We start from the raw sequence: 17874 nt of genomic DNA on the forward strand, positions 1-17874 counted from the left end.
GGAACCATCTATGGCGCGAAGGTGGAAAGCGAGGTCACGCTGCGAACCGTCGACTTCCCGCTAGCATCGGCCGAGTATGATGAGCGCAGCGGTCTGTCTGCCAACGAGGTCGAGGAGGTCGTTCGCCGCACCGGTGCCATTCTCACCGACGGCGCCGTACAGGTTGCCGCGCTTCACTATGTCGATCCCACCCGCTTCGGAGAAACCTATCCCGGGCTGGCGCTTTCCCTGCCGCACAATGTCAAGATCGTGCAGGAGAATGTCTCGCTTGCCCCGCCCTCCATGGAAGACCAGTCTGCGGTGGGATATGCGGAAGATGTCATCGTCTTTCGCGAATCCGGCGACCTGGAGGCGGCCTTTTCGCGCCACGGCTATGATGGCACGGATGCCGCGGGCATGGGCGAAGCGATCGCCACGCTCATGCAGGGCGCCCGGATGAAGGCGGGCACCGTCCTGCGTATCGGTCTCGAGACGCGCGGCGAGAACGCATCGATCATGCGTGCCAGCGTCTATGCCGGCGACGAGCACATCCTGACCATCGCCCGTGACGACCGCGGACAATACGTGCCCGCCGAAGAGCCGTCCGGCCCGTTCGACGCCGTGGCCTATCTCGAAAACTCGTTGCCTCCGGTCCGTTCCAAGGCCGATCTGCCCACCGTCTACGATGGCATTTACCGCGCCGCCCTGTCTTACGGATTGACCGGCGACATGACCAAGGAACTGATCCGGCTTCTTGCCGCCGATGTGGACTACCAGGCGCGCCTCAATCCCTCCGACACCATCGATGTCTTCTTTTCCAATCCCGACGAGAACTCCCGCGCAACGGAACAATCGCGCATGCTCTATGTGAAGGCGAATTTCGGCGGACATGCCCGAAGCTTTTTCCGATGGCGCGATGAAGACGGGCACGTTGACTATTTTGACGAGAACGGACGCTCGGCGCGCCAGTTCCTGCTGCGCAATCCGGTACCCAACGGCAAGTTCCGCTCCGGTTTCGGCATGCGCCGCCATCCCATCCTCGGCTATTCGCGAATGCATACCGGCGCCGACTGGGCTGCACCGACCGGCACGCCGATCATCGCGTCCGGCAACGGCGTGGTGGAAAAGGCGGGATGGGCCGGCGGCTACGGGCGCCAGACCATCATCCGCCATGCCAATGGTTACAAGACCAGCTACAATCACCAGAGCGCCTTCGCCAAGGGCATCAAGACCGGCGCCCGGGTCCGCCAGGGCCAGATCATCGGCTATATCGGCTCATCCGGCCTGTCGACCGGCCCGCATCTCCACTACGAACTGATGGTCAACGGCCGCAAGGTGGACCCGATGCGCGTCCGCCTGCCCACCGGCAAGGTACTCAAGGGAGAGGAACTCGCGGCCTTCCAGCAGGAACGCGACCGCATCGAGGCTTTGCTGGAAACCGGCGAGACGGGTGAACTGGAAGTCGCCAGCCGCTGATGGCCGCTGGCCGCCGCCAGCGCGCTCAGGCAGCATGTGGCGAGTTCCGGCAGGATGGCGTCGTCTTCAGTCGATGAATTCCACCGTCACGCCGGGCTTGACCATCCTTGCCAGTTCGTCGGCGTCCCAATTGGTCAGCCGCACGCATCCATGGCTGTTGGTCTTGCCGATCCGCGATGGCTCCGGCGTACCGTGAATGCCATAGGTCGGCTTCGACAGCGCGATCCAGATGCTGCCGACGGGGCCGTTGGGTCCGGGCGGAATGCGCAGGATCTTGTCATTCGCCCCCTGCCTGAAGTTGATCTTCGGGTTATAGGTATATTCGGGATCGAAGGCGATCCGCTCCACGGTCACGGTGCCACTGGGTGACGGCGTGTCGGAAGAACCGATGGTCGCCGGATAGGCCGCAACCAGCCGGCCGGCCGAATCATAGGCACGCACCTGCTCGCGGCCCTTGTCGGCCTCGATGCGGGCCACATTCGCCAGCACCCGCATTCCGGGAACGGCAACCTGGATGACCGTGCCCGGCCGCGAGAAATCCGCTTCCGGGTTGAGCCAGCGCAGGAAAGCCTCGTCCATGTGGAATTTCTCGGCGATTGCCTCGGCGGGCGATGTATAGGCCAGCCGGTCCAGCCTTGCCTTGTCGCCATAGTCGGAAGGAACCGACGCGACATAGGGGCCGGCCGCGTCCGTATTGGTGATGCGGTATTCGGCAAAGGCAGGGCCGCCGCGCGCGGCAAGCTGCGAATCGATACCCGATTCGTCGGTCACATCGAGTGCCGACCCGGTCATTCTGCGCCAGGTGTCGAGCGCATTGGCCATGTTGGAACCGTTCAGACCGTCGATGACGCCTGGCGAAGCCCCTGCCCGGTCAAGCAGCACCTGCGCCTTGGCAACCATCATGCGCGAGGCCGCCAGTGGCTGTTGCGCGCCCTGCCGGTCATCCGGCGCCAGATCGCGGCTGACCGCTCCTGTCGCGCGGCCGTCCAGGGCCGGACGGTCGGCCAGCGCCTGATCTCGCGCCGGCGCATCCACTGCGGGACCGGGCAGCGGCGCGCGTTCAACGCTGCGATCGCGAATGTCCGGCGCAAGCGTGCGCAACCGACGCGGTGCTTCGAGGCCGGGATAGTGACGTTCCCGCCGCTCCGGCGGCACTTCGCGGAACTGCCGGCTGCCCGGCTCGTAGCGGTCACGCGGCAGGCGCCGGTTCCAATCGCGATGGACACGCCGCGCCGGCTCGATGGCGACCACCTCGCCGGTGAACGGGTTCACATAGATGCGCTCGCCATTGCGCCCGATATGGATTTCCGCCTCCATCTGGGCGACCGTCACGGGCCGTTCCGCGGTCGCGGCGGGCGAAACGCTGATGGCAAGCGGTAGCAGGCAAAGGGCAAGGCGCTGGAACGTCAAGGTCGGCTCCCGGGAATGATTGCATCGTCAACGGCAAGACAACCACATTGAACATGAACCGGGCATGAAGAAGGCGTGGTGACCAATCCGTTTTATCTGTTTGTCACATTTGAGTGCAACTTCTGGCTGGTTTTGTGCAACCAGGGGGCAAATCGATGACTATGTTACAATCCCGCATGCTGCTGGCCGGCATTTCCGGCATGGCTCTGCTTTCTTCTATTTTTTCTGCACAGGCCGAATGTGCGCCGGACAATCCGGGAAAAGGCGATTCGGTCGTGTGTTCCGGCATTGATGCCGATGGCTTCTCGGACGGTTCCAACGGCCTCGCGGTTTCGGTCTTGACGGGCTCCAGGGTCAACAATGATACCGGCCGCGCCTTCGAACTGGAAAACGGAGTTTCTCTGACCAATGATGGCGACATCATCAGCGGTGGCGATGATGGGATCAATGCCGGCGACGACTTCATTCTTGTCAACGACGGGCAGATCCGGTCGACAACCGCCGATGCTGTCAACGCCAACGATAACGCCGCCATCATCAACAACGGGACGATAACATCGTCTGGTGACGATGCAGTTCAGGTCAACGGCGGCTCGACGATAACCAATCACGGAACGATCTCCAGCACCTCCGACGAAGCCATCGAGGTCGCAGGCGAGGACAATGTCACGATCGTCAATACGGGAATCATCGAGACCGAAACCGGCGGCGACAAGGCCGTCGAGGGCAACGCCAATCTGACTGTCAGGAATTCCGGCCAGATTTTATCCCGAGATGGCGAGGCCATTGAAGCCGACGCGGACGGCCTGATCCTCACCAATTCCGGCGAGATCAGGTCTTTGGCTGATGATGCCGTCGATGGCTCCGGCAATGTCACGATCAGCAACAGCGGCATCATTTCCGGCACCTTCAATGACGGAATTGAACTCGACAGCGGCACGGTTTCCAATTCCGGCCTGATCGAGTCGACGAGTTCGGCACCCGGAGAAGTGGATTCCGGTATCGACTTCGATCTTGGGGGCGGCGCCGTCAACAATTCCGGCACGATCCGCGGCGAAGTCGGCATCGGCACGGACCCTACGAACGCCGCCGTTCAGGAAATCGTCAATACCGGCACCATCATCGGGACCGGCGGCACCGCGCTGGCACTTTATGGCGGGAACGACATCGTGACGGTCGGCGACGGCGCGGTATTCGCCGGGATCATTGACCCGGGTGCAGGCGAAGACACGCTTGACCTGCTGTCGGTCGAAGGCAGGATCCTGCATTTCGCCTCGCGGCCAGAAACGGTGCACAGCGCCGGCCAGACCTTGATCTGGTCGGGGACGAGCCTTGTCGTCGTCGATCCCACTGTTCATGCGGCGATCACGCCGGTCTTCGCCGCCGCCAATACCGCATTCATGTCGGTCGTCCGCGCTCATGCTGTAGCGAATCCGATGCCACTTGCCACCGCCTCGACCGGCAATCCGGACATTCTGTCAAAACCGTGGGGCTGGGCAGCCGGAACGGCAGCATGGTCTCGCTTCGGCGGCGTTGGCGCTGCGGAATTCGAGGGCTTCAATGGCGTCGCCCAGGGTGGCCTTGCATTTGAAGGCCGGGACGGCTGGCGCGCGGGCTTCTTCGTCGGAGGTATCTTTACCTCTTACGAAACCAGTATGGCCCGCCACAACATCGACTTCGACGGCTTTGCCGGTGGCTTGCATGTGGAACACGACATGGGCGATTCGGTCGTCTATGGCATTCTGTCTGTCGGTCAAGGCAGGTTCACCATTCGGCAGCGCATCGCGGATGCAGGCGCACCGGATGGCCTCGCCACATCCATTGGCAGACCCGGCGCAATCTTCGTCTCTCCGGAACTTGGCTTCAAGGCCGTGACGGCAATGGGCGAAAGAGCCATCGAATTCGGGGCATCGGTCAACTATGCGGGGCTTTTCATGAATGCCTATCGCGAGACCGGTGTCTCACTGCCGCTGACATATGCAAGCCGTGACATCCACCAGATAGGAGCGAACATGCGGGTTGCCCTGCCCTTCACCCTTGGCGAAGACGCCGGCGGCCGGAGCATTGTCACACCGTTCGCAAGCCTGCAGGCCAGCCTGTTCGGCGGAGACGAGACGCTCTTCGGGTCCCCGCTTCCCGGCGCCGGGGCCAGCACGTTCACCGCGCGTGCCGGGATCGGCTTCTCCCGCCGCGCCAGGAGCGGACTTTCCTTCGATGCATCGCTGGAAGGGTTGACCGGCTCGGGCGGCCGCTACGGTTTCGCTGCCAGCGCCGGTCTCAGGCTCGAATTCTGACCGAGCGTCAGATCACCACTGCAAGTCACGCCGGCAGCAGGCCCAGTTCCCGCCGGCGTTTCTTCGTCAGCCCTTCGGCGGCGAGCCGGTGGCTTTCGGCGAGGTAGTCTCTCAGCCCGCCGTCATCCATGCCATCATCCGAAATGCGCTGGATCCAGGTCATGCCCCGGCTGGCCAGGTGAGGCGCCGGCCGCAGTCCCGGCTGTTCCTTCAGGATGTCGTAGGAAAAAGGCGAGCACTTGAACGTGATGCGCTCCGCCTCGCCGGCATCGAACCGCGCTATGGCGAACACCTTCGTGTCCACCTTCCAGACATGCGCGCCGCGCCATTGCACGACATGATGGGAGTGCGGCAGGCTGCCACAGAAAGCGTTGTAGTCATCCAGTGTCATGGCGTATCTGCAAACGAAAAGGCCGGGCGCGTCAAGCACCCGGCCTGTTTGCCTTCGTTCTCCGTGCGGTCGGCTTTCAGGCCGCCTGCCCGGCCTCCTCGCTGCCGCTCATCGGCCGGAAGATGAGCCGGTCAGAGCCGGCAGTGATCCTGACGGTCGAGTTGTCGAACACCTCGCCCATCAATATCTTCTCGGCCAGCGGATCCTGAAGCTCCTTCTGGATCACCCGCTTGAGCGGACGCGCGCCATAGGCCGGATCGTAGCCCTTGTCCGCCAGCCACGCGACGGCTTCGCTGTCCAGGTCGAGCACGATCTTGCGGTCGGCCAGCAGCTTTTCCAGCCGCTTGAGCTGGATTTCGACGATTGCGCCCATGTCCTTGCGCCGCAGCCGGTGGAACAGGATGACCTCGTCCACACGGTTGAGGAATTCGGGCCGGAACGACGCCTTGACCACGGCCATCACGTCATCGCGCGCCACATCCACATCCTGCTCCTCGCCAAGATTGACAAGGAATTCCGAACCGAGATTTGACGTCATGATGATGAGCGTGTTGCGGAAATCGACCGTGCGTCCCTGCCCGTCGGTCAGCCGGCCATCGTCCAGAACCTGCAGCAGCACGTTGAACACGTCCGGATGCGCCTTTTCGATCTCGTCGAACAGGACCACCTGGTAGGGCCGGCGGCGCACCGCCTCCGTCAGCGCCCCGCCCTCGTCATAGCCGACATAGCCGGGAGGCGCGCCGATGAGCCGAGAAACGGCATGTTTTTCCATGTATTCCGACATGTCGATGCGCACCATCGCGCTCTCGTCGTCGAACAGGAAATTGGCCAGCGCCTTGGTCAGTTCGGTCTTGCCCACGCCCGTCGGGCCGAGGAACATGAACGAGCCGATCGGCCGGTTGGGGTCTTGCAGACCGGCACGCGCGCGGCGCACCGCCTTGGAAACCGCCTGAACGGCCTCGCCCTGGCCGACCACGCGCCGCGCCAGTTCGTCTTCCATGCGCAAGAGCTTGTCGCGCTCGCCCTCCAGCATCTTGTCCACGGGCACGCCGGTCCAGCGGGAGACGACATGGGCCACATGATCCGGCGTCACCGTCTCCTCGACCATGGAACCGGCATCGCCGTCGCGTTCCTCGGCGGTCTTCAGCTTGCGCTCCAGTTCCGGAATCTTGCCATAGGCCAGTTCGCCGGCCTTCTGGAATTCGCCCGAACGCTGTGCGATGGCCAGGTCGTTGCGTGCCTCGTCAAGCTGGCGCTTCAGGTCGGCGGCCTCGCCAAGCTTCGCCTTTTCCGATTGCCACGTGGCCGTCAGCGCCGAGGATTCCTCCTCCAGCCCCGCCAGTTCCTTTTCCAGCTTGGCAAGCCGGTCCTTCGACGCTTCGTCCTTCTCCACCTTCAGCGCCTCGCGCTCGATCTTGAGCTGCATGATGCGCCGGTCGATCTCGTCCAGGGCTTCCGGCTTGCTGTCCACCTGCATCCGCAGGCGGGATGCCGCCTCGTCGACAAGGTCGATGGCCTTGTCCGGCAGGAAGCGATCGGTGATGTAGCGGTTGGAAAGCGAGGCGGCCGCCACCAGCGCGGAGTCGGAGACGCGCACCTTGTGGTGCTGTTCGTATTTCTCCTTGAGACCGCGCAGGATGGAGATCGTGTCCTCCACCGTCGGCTCGTTGACGAAGACCGGCTGGAACCGGCGGGCCAAAGCCGCGTCCTTCTCCACGTGCTTGCGGTATTCGTCCAGCGTCGTGGCGCCCACGCAATGCAATTCGCCGCGCGCCAGCGCCGGCTTCAGCAGGTTGGAGGCATCCATCGCGCCTTCCGACTTGCCCGCGCCCACCAGCGTGTGCATCTCGTCGATGAACAGCACGATGCCGCCGGCAGCCGCCTGCACCTCCGAAAGCACGGCCTTCAGCCGTTCCTCGAACTCGCCGCGATATTTTGCCCCGGCGATCAGCGCGCCCATGTCGAGCGCCAGCAACCGCTTGTCCTTCAGGCTCTCGGGCACGTCGCCATTGACGATGCGCAGCGCCAGGCCTTCCGCGATGGCGGTCTTGCCAACGCCCGGTTCGCCGATCAGCACCGGATTGTTCTTGGTGCGCCGCGACAGCACCTGGATGGTACGGCGGATTTCGTCGTCGCGCCCGATCACCGGGTCCAGCTTGCCGGCGCGCGCATCTGCCGTCAGGTCGCGCGCATATTTCTTCAGGGCGTCATAGCCCTGCTCGGCGGAGGCCGAATCGGCCGTGCGGCCAGCGCGAATGTCGTTGATCACCTGGTTGAGCGCCGTCGGCGTGACGCCAGCCTTGGCGAGGATGTCGGCCGTCCTGGCCGATTTCTCCATGGCCAGCGCGGTCAGCAGCCGCTCCACGGTCACGAAACTGTCGCCGGCCTTCTTCGCCAGGTCTTCCGCCGTGGCGAAAACCTTTGCCAGCGGCTGCGCGAGATAAAGCTGGCCGTTGCCGCCTTCCACCTTTGGCATGGCATTGAGTGCGGCCTCGACACCCAGACGCACATCCTTGGACCGCCCGCCGGCGCGGTCGATCAGCGAGGCGGCAAAGCCTTCCTCGTCGTCGATCAGCACCTTGAGCAGGTGTTCGGGCGAAAACTGCTGGTGATTGCGGGTCAGTGCGGCCGTCTGGGCCGACTGGATGAATCCGCGCACGCGTTCGGAATAATTCTCGACATTCATGTCCTGTCTCCTCTCCTCGCCGGCCCGCGTCGCGCGGCACCGGGTCGGGCCAAGTGACGGGAACCCTCTTCGAGGCGTCCCCATTTTGTTCGTTCCGGATATGGGAAGCGGCCGTTCATTCCGCAAGCGGCATGGAGCGCTGATGCGGCATGCCGCCGCATGACGCCTGCCGATGGACCGGCGGCCCGCCATCGGTTATGCCTCGGGAATGAACGCGATCCTTGTCTACGGGCTGGCCGCGATTGCCGAGATTGCCGGGTGTTTCGCCTTCTGGGCCTGGTGGCGGCTGGACCGCAGTTCCTTGTGGCTCCTGCCGGGCATGGCCAGCCTGGCGGTCTTTGCCTGGTTCCTGGCGCTCAGCCCCGCGGGCTTCGCGGGCCGGGCCTTCGCAGCCTATGGCGGCGTCTACATCGCCGCGTCCCTTCTGTGGCTCTGGACGGTCGAAGGCCATCGCCCGGATCAATGGGATCTGGCCGGCGCCGCAGCCTGCCTCGCCGGGGCGGCGATCATCCTGTGGGCGCCGCGTGGCACCTGACGCGTCGGCCGCGCTGCCGCCCGGCATGTGGCGCAACAAAAAAGCGGAGCCGAAGCCCCGCCTTTTCTTGATGGATCGCACCGCTACGCGGTCGCCTATTCGGCGGCTTCCACGGCGCTGTCATCGCCCGATGATACGCCATCTCCGTCCCCGGACTTGCCCTCGTCCGTCTCCGCCTTGGGCTTGCGCGGACGGCGCGTACGCTTCGGCTTTTCCGGCTCTGCCTCGCCTTCCCTGGCATCAGCTTCAGCCTCTTTCCGGTCACCGCCGGCCGTTGGCTGCCCATCGGAAGATGTCTCCTCGGATTTGGCGGCCGTTTCTGCGTCCTGCTCGCGATCGCGGCGGCGCGGACGGCGCCCGCGGCGGCTGCCCTGACCCTCGCCCTGCTCGTCGCCAAGCGCCACTTCCGCCGGCGTCCCGTCGATCACCGGCTGCGGACCGGAGCCGTCATTGCTGCCGGACCCGTCTTCGCCGCGGCTGTCATCACCACGGCTGTCGCGATCCTCACGCCGGTTGTCGGAGCCGCTGGCGCCTTCAGTGCGCTCATCGCCATCATCGTCATCGTCGCGGGCATCGCGCTGCGGCTGCATCTGCGCCGTCGCGGCTGCGATGATGCGGTTGTAGTGCTCGGCATGCTGCAGGTAATTTTCAGCCATCACGCGGTCGCCGGCGCTCATGGCGTCGCGGGCCAGCGCGCTGTACTTGTCGGCCACCTGCTGCGCGGAACCGCGGATCTTCACGTCCGGCCCGTTGCTCTCATAGGTGCGGGTCAGCGGATTGGGACCCTTGCGGTTGCTGTTGTTCCGCCCGCGCATGCGCCGATTCTGCTGGTTTGGCCTCATGTTTCTCTCTTCAATCGGAATCGATAGTCGTTCGGGATCGATACACGCCCTGCTTCCTTGGGCTTCGGCCCGGCAATGCCCCCCGGCTGTGCCTTTGGCTAAGTCTGCCTGTCTGACGAAGGCGCGGCGGCGTGGATGGCAGGTTGCGTCTCTTTGCGCGCGCCCGGCGATGCAAGATGCATCGGCCTTCCTGTGCTTCCTTGTTCGTCAGCGGGAACCGTGACTGTATCAGGTTCAAGACCTGTTCATGTCCGGTAACCGGAAACTATAGCCATTCACGCACAATGCCAAGCTTTTTTTCCGGTGCGGCTCGAATACCAGTTTTCTACAACCTTTCAAACAGGATAGCCCTGTCGTGGCCACCGAGATCATGGGCCGCTTTCGCCACATTGTAACCTGATTCGCCAAACAGGCGGCAAACGCTGTCCCGCTGGTCGAATCCGTGTTCGACGGCAATCACGCCGCCCTCCGCCAGAAACGCTCCGGCCCTGGCGGCAATGATCCGGTAAGGGTCGAGACCATCGGCGCCACCATCGAGAGCCGCTCGCGGATCGTGATCGCGGACTTCGCGCTCCAGTTCGTCGATCTCCTTGCCCGGGATATAGGGCGGATTGGAGACGATGACATCGAAGACGCCTTCGACAGCGGTGAACCAGTCGGATACCCGGAACGCCGCCCGGTCCGCCAGTCCAGCCGCCTTGGCATTGGCTTCCGCCGTCTCCACGGCACCGGCGGAAATGTCCACGCCAAGGCCGCTCGCCTGCGGCACTTCATCGGTCAACGCAAGCAGGATGGCGCCGGTTCCGGTTCCCAGATCCAGAATGCGCGGCCGGATGCCCCGCCTTACCATTGCCTGTAACATGGGCAAGACCAGATCGACCAGGATCTCGGTGTCGGGGCGCGGCTCCAGCGTAGCCGGCGAGAGCGAAAGCTCCAGGTTGCGGAAGCTGCGCCTGCCCAGAATGCGGTAAACCGGTTCGCCGGCTGCCCGCCGCGCCATGGCGGCAAGCACATGTCCGGCCTGCCCGCTTTCGACGTGCCTGTCACCGTCCGCGATCAGGCGGGTCATGTCCAGCCCAAGCAGGCCTGCGAGAAGAATCCGGCTGTCGGTTCCCGGCTCCGCAACGCCCGCATCGGCAAGCATGCGCCGGCTTTTCGTCAGCAGGTCGTCCAGCCGCATGGTCAGGCGCCGCCCTCCGCGGCCAGGAGATTGGACTGGTGGTCCGCGACAAGCGCGTCGATGATCTCGTCGAGATCGCCTTCCATCACCTTGTCCAGCTTGTAGAGCGTCAGGTTGATGCGGTGGTCCGTCACCCGCCCCTGGGGGAAATTGTAGGTGCGGATGCGTTCGGACCGATCGCCCGAACCCACCTGCAGCCGGCGTGCCTCCGAGCGTTCGTCGGCTGCCTTTTCCCGCTCCATGTCGAAGAGCCGGGCCCGCAGGACCTGCATGGCGCGCGCCCGGTTCTGATGCTGGGATTTCTCCGATGACGTCACCACGATGCCGGTTGGCAAATGCGTGATTCGCACCGCCGAATCGGTGGTGTTGACATGCTGGCCGCCCGCGCCCGATGCCCGCATCGTGTCGATGCGGATGTCTTCCGGGCGGATCTCGATATCCACGTCCTCGGCTTCCGGCAGCACGGCCACCGTTGCCGCCGACGTGTGGATGCGTCCGCCCGCCTCTGTCACCGGAACGCGCTGCACCCGGTGAACGCCGGATTCGAATTTCAATCGCGAGAAGACGCCCTTGCCTGAAACCGTGGCGATGATCTCTTTGTAACCGCCCGCCTCGCCTTCGCTGGCCGAAGCAACCTCGACCTTCCAGCCGTGCTCGGCAGCATGGCGCTCGTACATGCGGAACAAGTCGCCGGCAAAAAGCGCGGCTTCGGAGCCGCCCGTACCGGCCCGGATTTCCAGGATGGCGCTTTTCTCGTCGGCGGCATCGCGCGGCAGCATCAGGATGCGGATGTCGCTTTCCAGCGCCTCGATCCGCGCCTCGACGTCTGGATAGTCCATCTCCGCCAGTTCACGCATCTCGCCATCTGTCGACCTGTCGGCCAGAAGCGCATCCAGCCCGGCCAGTTCCTCGCGCGCGGCGGTGAGATCGCGCACCTTCTTCGCCAGCGGCTCCAGTTCGGCATATTCGGCCGCCATCTTCACATAGGCGTCCGGCTCGACGCCCTCGGCCATCTGCGCTTCGAGCATCTCGAACCGCTTGAGAAGCTGGGCCATTCGGTCGGCGGGAAGCGCGCTCATCTGCGTTCCGCTCTCAAAGGGGGATCGAATGCGACTGGGCGAAGTCGCGCAGCATGGCATGGATGTTGGTGCGCCCCGGCGTATCCAGCGCTTCGGTCAGTTTCGTGTTCAGCGCACTGGCATCCAGTTCCAGGAGCATGGCCTTGACCGGACCGATGGCCGCCGGTGCCATGGAAATGGAGCGGAACCCGAGGCCCACCAGCGCCATGGCCGATAGCGGGCGGCCGGCCAGTTCGCCGCAAAGCGTCAGACTGGTGTTCGAACCGGCCGCGGCATCGACGATCTGGCGCAAGACCCTCAGAAAGGGCGCCGACAACGGGTCGAAGCGATCCGAGACCAGGGTGTTGGACCGGTCGGCGGCCATGATGAACTGGAACAGGTCGTTGGAACCGACCGACAGGAAATCCACCTCCTTCATGAGCTCCGGCATTTGCCACAGCAACGCGGGCACCTCCACCATCGCGCCAAGCTTGAGGCGTGTGGGCAGAAGATGGGCGAAGCGCGACAGGTGGCGCACCTCGCGGTCGATCATCGCGCGTGCGGCGCGGATTTCCGACACGTCGGTGACCATGGGCAGCATGACACGCAATTCGCGCCCGCCGGCCGCCTTCAGCAGCGCCCGCATCTGGGTGCGGAAAAGCCCCGGCTTGTCCAGCGTCAGCCGGATGGCGCGCCAGCCCAGCGCCGGGTTTTCCTCCGGCTGCGAGGCCGCGAAATAGGGCAGCACCTTGTCGCCGCCGATGTCGAGCGTGCGGAAGGTCACCGGCTTGTCCCCGGCAATCTCGATGACCTGCCGGTAGAGCCTTTCCTGCTCCTCGGCGCGCGGGAATGTCGCGGCGACCATGAACTGCAATTCGGTGCGGAACAGGCCGATCCCCTGCGCGCCCGATTCGGCAAGCTGCGGCAGGTCCACCGCCAGGCCGGCATTCATGAACAGCCCGACCGTCTGGCCGTCCTTCGTGACAGCCGGGCGGTCGCGCAGCGAGCGGTACAGTTCCTGCCGGCGGGCCCGGAACTTCACCTTCTCGGCAAACGCCTGCTCGATATCCGATTGCGGCCGCAGGTGGACGGAACCGTCATCGCCATCGATGATGATGGCATCGCCGTTCTCCGACATGGAGACGACACCCTTGACCTGGCCGGCGACGGGAATACCCATGGCGCGCGCCACGATCACCACGTGGCTCGTCACCGCCCCTTCTTCGAGCACGAGACCGCGCAACCGCTCGCGCGGATAGTCGAGCAGCTCCGCCGCGCCCATGGACCGGGCCACGATAATGGAATCGCGCGGCTGGCTGGCTGCCAGATCCTCCGGGCTGCGCCCCAGAAGCTGGCGCAGCAGCCGGTTGGCGAGATCGTCGAAATCGTTCATCCGTTCGCGAATATACGGATCGGTGACATGCATCATGCGCGCGCGCATGTCGCTCTGCACCTTCTCCACACCGGCTTCCGCCGTCAGGCCGTTGTTGATCGCCTCTTCCAGCCGGCGCACCCAGCCCCGGTCATGGGCGAACATGCGATAGGCTTCCAGCACGGCGCGGTGTTCGCCGTCGAAGGCGATCTCGGATCGCGTCAGCATGTCGTCGATGGACAGCCGTAGCGAGCTCAGCGCCTTTTCCAGCCGCTCCAGTTCCGCATCCGTGTCCTCCGCGAACAGGTTGGTGACCACGATGCGCGGCTCGTGCAGCACCACATGGCCAAGCCCGACCCCTTCGGAGAAGGCCACGCCATTGAACAACGCGGGACGCCGCAGGTCGAGTTCGATGCCTGGCCGCGAAAGATTGGCCAGGTCCCCCGTCGCGATCATCTCCGCGATGACCATCGCCGTCGTTTCCAGTGCCTCGACCTCGTCCTCGCGATAGACGCGTTGCGTCTTGTTCTGGACGACGAGAACGCCAAGTGTCCGCCCGGCGCGCAGCACCGGCACGCCGAGGAAGGACGAATAGATTTCCTCTCCCGTTTCCGGCAGGTATGTGAAGGCCGGATGGGTCTGCGCATCCGCCAGGTTCAGCGGCCGCGCCGACGCCGCGATCGTGCCGACGAGACCTTGCCCGAGCCGCAACTGCGCCAGGTGGACGGCCTGCGGATTGAGGCCTTCGGTGGCATAGAGTTCCAGCACGCCATCGGCGCGCAGCACATAGAGCGAGCAGACTTCCGCCACCATGTTGCGCGCGATTTCCGACACGATGCGGTCGAGGCGCGCCTGCGGCTCCAGCGCCTCCGCCATGATTTCGCGCAGGCGCTTGAGCAGCACCCGGGGGCCGACCGCATATTCAGGCATCAGTTTGTCCACCTCCAACAGGTTCGGGCCGCGCAGGCCGCCTGGCCGCGCTGCCTCACCCCCATGGTCACGTCTGTCCCGCCTCGTCTTGCGCCCGGCTTGTCCGCCGCCGGTTCGCCGATCGCGTCAGGCCGGCGACCGGTTGCCGGTTCAGGCCTTGTCCAGCCCGTATACGGAATGGAGCGTGCGCACCGCAAGTTCCGCATAGGGGCCATCGATCAGGATCGATATCTTGATTTCCGATGTCGTGATGGCGCGGATGTTGATTCCCTTCTCGGCCAGCGCCTTGAAAGCGGTCGCCGCCACGCCTGCATGGCTGCGCATGCCGATGCCGATGACCGACACCTTGACCAGCCCGCCTTCCGACTGGACCGCGTCGAAGCCGACGCTGTCACGGTTCTTCTCCAGCACCGTCAGCGCCTTGTCCAGGTCGCCGGTCGGCACGGTAAACGTCATGTCGGTCTTCGATCCGTCCTCGGAAATGTTCTGGACGATCATGTCGACATTGATGTTGGCTTCGGCCAGCGGGCCGAAAATGCCGGCCGAGACGCCGGGGCGGTCGGCCAGGCGGCGCAGCGAGATCTGCGCCTCGTCCTTGGCATAGGCAATACCGGTAACGACCTGCTGTTCCACGATTTCATCCTCGTCGCAAATGAGTGTCCCGGGCGGATTGTCGAAATCGCCCATGCCGGGCGCATCGGGATCCTCGAAGGAGGATCGCACGAAAGTGCGCACCTTGTGTACCATGGCCAGTTCCACCGAGCGTACCTGGAGCACCTTGGCGCCGAGCGACGCCATTTCCAGCATCTCCTCGAAGGAAACCTTCGGCAGCCGCCGTGCCTTCGGCTCGATGCGCGGATCGGTCGTGTAGACGCCGTCCACGTCGGTATAGATGTCGCAGCGATCCGCCTTGACCGCCGCCGCGACGGCCACCGCCGATGTATCGGACCCGCCGCGCCCCAGCGTGGCGATGCGGTTGTCCGGGCCGATGCCCTGGAACCCGGCGATCACGGCCACCTGCCCTTCGCCGAAGCGGCGCACGAGGTCCGAGCCGTCGATGTCGACGATCCGGGCCGCGCCATGGGCATTGTCGGTCTTCACCGGAATCTGCCAGCCCTGCCAGGAACGCGCGTTCACACCCATCGACTGAAGCGCGATGGCCAGCAGGCCGGATGTCACCTGTTCGCCCGAGGCGACGATGGCGTCATATTCGCGCGCGTCGAAGAAAGGGGAAGCCGCGCCGGTCACCTTCGGCATGCCCTGCACCCAGCCGACGAGTTCGTTCGTCTTGCCGGACATGGCGGAGACGACAACGGCGACTTCGTGGCCGGCATCCACTTCGCGTTTCACATGGCGGGCGACATTGTGGATGCGGTCCAGGTCGGCCACGGATGTGCCGCCGAATTTCATTACGATACGCGCCATGGAAAGCCGCCGTTGTCCCCGATCGCTTCCAGGGGCGCACAGGAAAGCGCCGCCTGTATAGGAAAACGCCCCGCCTGTGCCGTCCAGCCGGAGCGCCGTGCGCGGTTTCCTTAGCCAATCGCTTGACCTTTCGCAAGGTTGTGCTTCGCCGTGACGCCTTGACTTTCGCATGGCAGAGTCCGACTTCCATGCCAGTCCGAAAGACAAGGCGAAACGGAGCACCGGAATGAACAGTCAGGGCCAGTCCACCATCGACGCCGCCGAAGTCGAACGCTTCTCCCGCATGGCCGCCCAGTGGTGGGATCCGCGCGGCAAGTTCCGTCCGCTGCACAAGTTCAATCCGGTTCGCCTGGAATATGTCCGTGAAACGGTCATCGCCCATTTCGGCCTCGATGGCACGGCCGCGCGGCCCTTTGACGGCCTGCGCTTTCTCGACATAGGCTGCGGCGGCGGCCTGCTCAGCGAGCCGATGACACGCCTTGGCGCCAGCGTGACCGGCGCCGATGCCTCGGAGGTGAATATCGAGGTCGCCCGCATCCATGCCGCCGAAAGCGGACTGGAGATCGACTACCGCGCGACCACCGCCGAGGCGCTCGCCGAGGCCGGCGAGCGGTTCGATGTCGTTCTCAACATGGAAGTGGTCGAACATGTTGCCGACGTGGACCTCTACATGCGCAAATGCGCCGAGATGGTGAAGCCCGGCGGGCTGATGTTCATCGCCACCATCAACCGCACCATGAAGGCCTGGGGGCTTGCCATCATCGGCGCGGAATATGTTCTGCGCTGGCTTCCCAAGGGCACCCACCAGTACGAGAAGCTGGTCACGCCTGCCGAAATCGATGCCGCCCTCGCCCCCACCGGCATGACCGTGGTGGAGCGCAGCGGCGTTTCCTACAATCCGCTGGCCGACCGCTGGGCCCGCTCGCGTGATCTCGACGTCAATTACATGGTGCTGGCCGCACGCCCGAAATAGGGCTGTGCCGGATACCGGCGCCGACGGCCTGCCCCTCAGTTCTTGTCGTCGGGAAGCACGGGGATGGGCATGACCGGCACGCCCTCCTCCAGCAGTTCGGCAATGTCGCTTGCCCCGGCCTCGCCGCGAATCGCCCGCGATTCCACCTCGCCGTAGTGGATCTTGCGGGCTTCTTCCACGAATCGTTCACCGACATCCTCGGAACTGGCGATCGCTGCCTTCGCCAGTTCCCGCAATTTCGTCATCGCCGCCTTCTGGTCGGCGGATACGGCAAGGGCGATCTTTTCCCTCTTGCGCGCCGTGGAAACGGCCGGCGCCATCAGCGCCTTGGAAACAGAGGCCGATCCGCAGGCCGGGCAGGAGACAAGCCCCCGGCCATTCTGCTGCTCGAAGTCCTCGTTGCTGCGAAACCAGCCATCAAAGGCGTGACCTTGCCCGCAAGCCAGCGAAAAGCGGATCATGCGCTCGCCTCCGCCTCCCGGGCTGCGACGGAACGGACAGTGAAGTCGCGCGCGTTCTTCAGGTTCGGAATCTTCCCCCTTGCCTCCGCGACCGCCTGTGTGTCGATCTCCGCCAGGAGAACCCCCGGCTCGGCATCGCCCTTGTCCGCCACGACACGCCCCCACGGGTCGACGATCAGCGAATGGCCATAGGTCTCCCGCCCGTCGGCATGTGTCCCGCCCTGCGCCGCCGAGATCACCCAGGCACCGTTCTCGATGGCGCGCGCGCGAATGAGTGCGTGCCAGTGCGCTTCGCCTGTCTGGCGGGTGAAGGCCGCCGGTGTCGTCAGCACTTCGGCGCCCGCCATGGCCTGCGCACGGAAAAGCTGCGGAAAACGCAGGTCGTAGCAGATCGAAAGGCCGATCCGGCCCAGCGGCAGATCCGCCACCACGGTTTCCGTGCCCGGCGTATAGGTGGAGGATTCCCGCCAGCTCTCGCCATTGTCCAGATCCACATCGAACATGTGGATCTTGTCATAGCTGGCGATCTTTCCGCCATCCGGGCCGAACAGGAGGGCACGGTTGGCGATCCGGCCGTCCGCCACGGCAACGGCTGTCGATCCGACATGCAGGAAGACATTGAGCTCGCCAGCCAGCCGCGCTGCCGTTGCGGCGATCAGGTCCTCGCTTTCCGGCCTGAGCACCGCGAAAAGGGCCTTGCGGTCACGTTGCACGGCGCCCGTCATCTCCGGCGTCTGGATGTAGCGCGCACCCTGCGCGGCCGCGTCGCGGACCATTGCTTCCATCCTGGCCGCGTTTTCCGCCGGATCGACACCGGAGCGCATCTGGATGCAGGCTGCGATGAACGTGCCCATGGCGCGGT

At 64.7% G+C, this 17874-nt stretch carries 14 protein-coding genes (1 of these 14 cut by a window edge); 4 read left to right on the forward strand and 10 right to left on the reverse strand.

The annotated features are described in order from the left end of the window. Positions 1–1455: the 3' portion of a M23 family metallopeptidase gene (locus R3D65_RS04510; RefSeq protein ID WP_371274037.1), read on the forward strand. The gene continues 489 nt to the left of window position 1, outside the view; only the last 1455 of its 1944 coding nucleotides appear in the window; the start codon falls outside the window, past its left edge; the stop codon is at positions 1453–1455. A 66-nt stretch (positions 1456–1521) separates the two neighbouring features. On the opposite strand, the gene R3D65_RS04515 is transcribed toward R3D65_RS04510, so the two are convergent. Continuing rightward, entirely contained in the window at positions 1522–2865 is a 1344-nt protein-coding gene (locus tag R3D65_RS04515; RefSeq protein WP_371274038.1) for a L,D-transpeptidase, read from the reverse strand. Between the two features lie 155 nt (positions 2866–3020). On the opposite strand from R3D65_RS04515, the gene R3D65_RS04520 reads away from it, so the two are divergent. Then, positions 3021–5159 (forward strand): hypothetical protein, encoded by a 2139-nt coding sequence (locus R3D65_RS04520; protein WP_371274039.1) that lies wholly within the window; start codon positions 3021–3023, stop codon positions 5157–5159. A 25-nt stretch (positions 5160–5184) separates the two neighbouring features. On the opposite strand, the gene R3D65_RS04525 is transcribed toward R3D65_RS04520, so the two are convergent. Then, complete coding sequence (locus R3D65_RS04525) at positions 5185–5550, reverse strand: MmcQ/YjbR family DNA-binding protein (protein ID WP_371274040.1); 366 nt, start codon at positions 5548–5550, stop codon at positions 5185–5187. Positions 5551–5626: 76 nt separating this feature from the next. After that, positions 5627–8236 carry an ATP-dependent chaperone ClpB gene (gene clpB / locus R3D65_RS04530; RefSeq protein ID WP_371274041.1) on the reverse strand — a complete coding sequence of 870 codons (2610 nt, stop codon included), beginning with the start codon at positions 8234–8236 and terminating at the stop codon, positions 5627–5629. A 172-nt stretch (positions 8237–8408) separates the two neighbouring features. Here clpB and R3D65_RS04535 point away from each other — a divergent pair, with 172 nt between their 5' ends. Continuing rightward, positions 8409–8771, forward strand: a complete 363-nt coding sequence (locus tag R3D65_RS04535) for a YnfA family protein (RefSeq protein ID WP_371274042.1) — start codon at positions 8409–8411, stop codon at positions 8769–8771. 95 nt (positions 8772–8866) lie between these two features. On the opposite strand, the gene R3D65_RS04540 is transcribed toward R3D65_RS04535, so the two are convergent. The 5 genes from R3D65_RS04540 to R3D65_RS04560 all read right to left on the reverse strand — a co-directional run bounded on the left by R3D65_RS04540 (position 8867) and on the right by R3D65_RS04560 (position 15578). Next, entirely contained in the window at positions 8867–9586 is a 720-nt protein-coding gene (locus R3D65_RS04540) for a DUF4167 domain-containing protein (RefSeq protein WP_371274043.1), read from the reverse strand. Between the two features lie 352 nt (positions 9587–9938). Then, a complete protein-coding gene (gene prmC / locus R3D65_RS04545) occupies positions 9939–10793 on the reverse strand; it encodes a peptide chain release factor N(5)-glutamine methyltransferase (RefSeq protein WP_371274044.1) in 855 nt (284 codons plus the stop codon). 2 nt (positions 10794–10795) lie between these two features. Continuing rightward, on the reverse strand, positions 10796–11872 hold the full coding sequence (prfA, locus tag R3D65_RS04550; RefSeq protein ID WP_371274045.1) for a peptide chain release factor 1: 1077 nt from the start codon (positions 11870–11872) through the stop codon (positions 10796–10798). A gap of 13 nt (positions 11873–11885) precedes the next feature. Further along, positions 11886–14153, reverse strand: a complete 2268-nt coding sequence (gene ptsP / locus R3D65_RS04555; protein WP_371274046.1) for a phosphoenolpyruvate--protein phosphotransferase — start codon at positions 14151–14153, stop codon at positions 11886–11888. Positions 14154–14303: 150 nt separating this feature from the next. Beyond that, a complete protein-coding gene (locus R3D65_RS04560; protein ID WP_371274047.1) occupies positions 14304–15578 on the reverse strand; it encodes an aspartate kinase in 1275 nt (424 codons plus the stop codon). A 226-nt stretch (positions 15579–15804) separates the two neighbouring features. Between R3D65_RS04560 and ubiG the strand changes: the two genes are divergently transcribed. Beyond that, the gene (ubiG, locus tag R3D65_RS04565; RefSeq protein ID WP_371274048.1) at positions 15805–16551 is read left to right on the forward strand and encodes a bifunctional 2-polyprenyl-6-hydroxyphenol methylase/3-demethylubiquinol 3-O-methyltransferase UbiG; all 747 of its coding nucleotides are present in this window, start codon (positions 15805–15807) and stop codon (positions 16549–16551) included. A 35-nt stretch (positions 16552–16586) separates the two neighbouring features. On the opposite strand, the gene R3D65_RS04570 is transcribed toward ubiG, so the two are convergent. After that, positions 16587–17012: a DUF1178 family protein gene (locus R3D65_RS04570; protein ID WP_371274049.1), complete on the reverse strand. Its 426-nt coding sequence runs from the start codon at positions 17010–17012 to the stop codon at positions 16587–16589. After that, a complete protein-coding gene (locus R3D65_RS04575; protein ID WP_371274050.1) occupies positions 17009–17866 on the reverse strand; it encodes a carbon-nitrogen hydrolase family protein in 858 nt (285 codons plus the stop codon). The genes R3D65_RS04570 and R3D65_RS04575 overlap by 4 nt, the downstream gene beginning before the upstream one ends. Between the last annotated feature and the right edge of the window lie 8 nt (positions 17867–17874).

Source organism: Zhengella sp. (assembly GCF_041397485.1).
Classification (GTDB): domain Bacteria; phylum Pseudomonadota; class Alphaproteobacteria; order Rhizobiales; family Rhizobiaceae; genus Zhengella.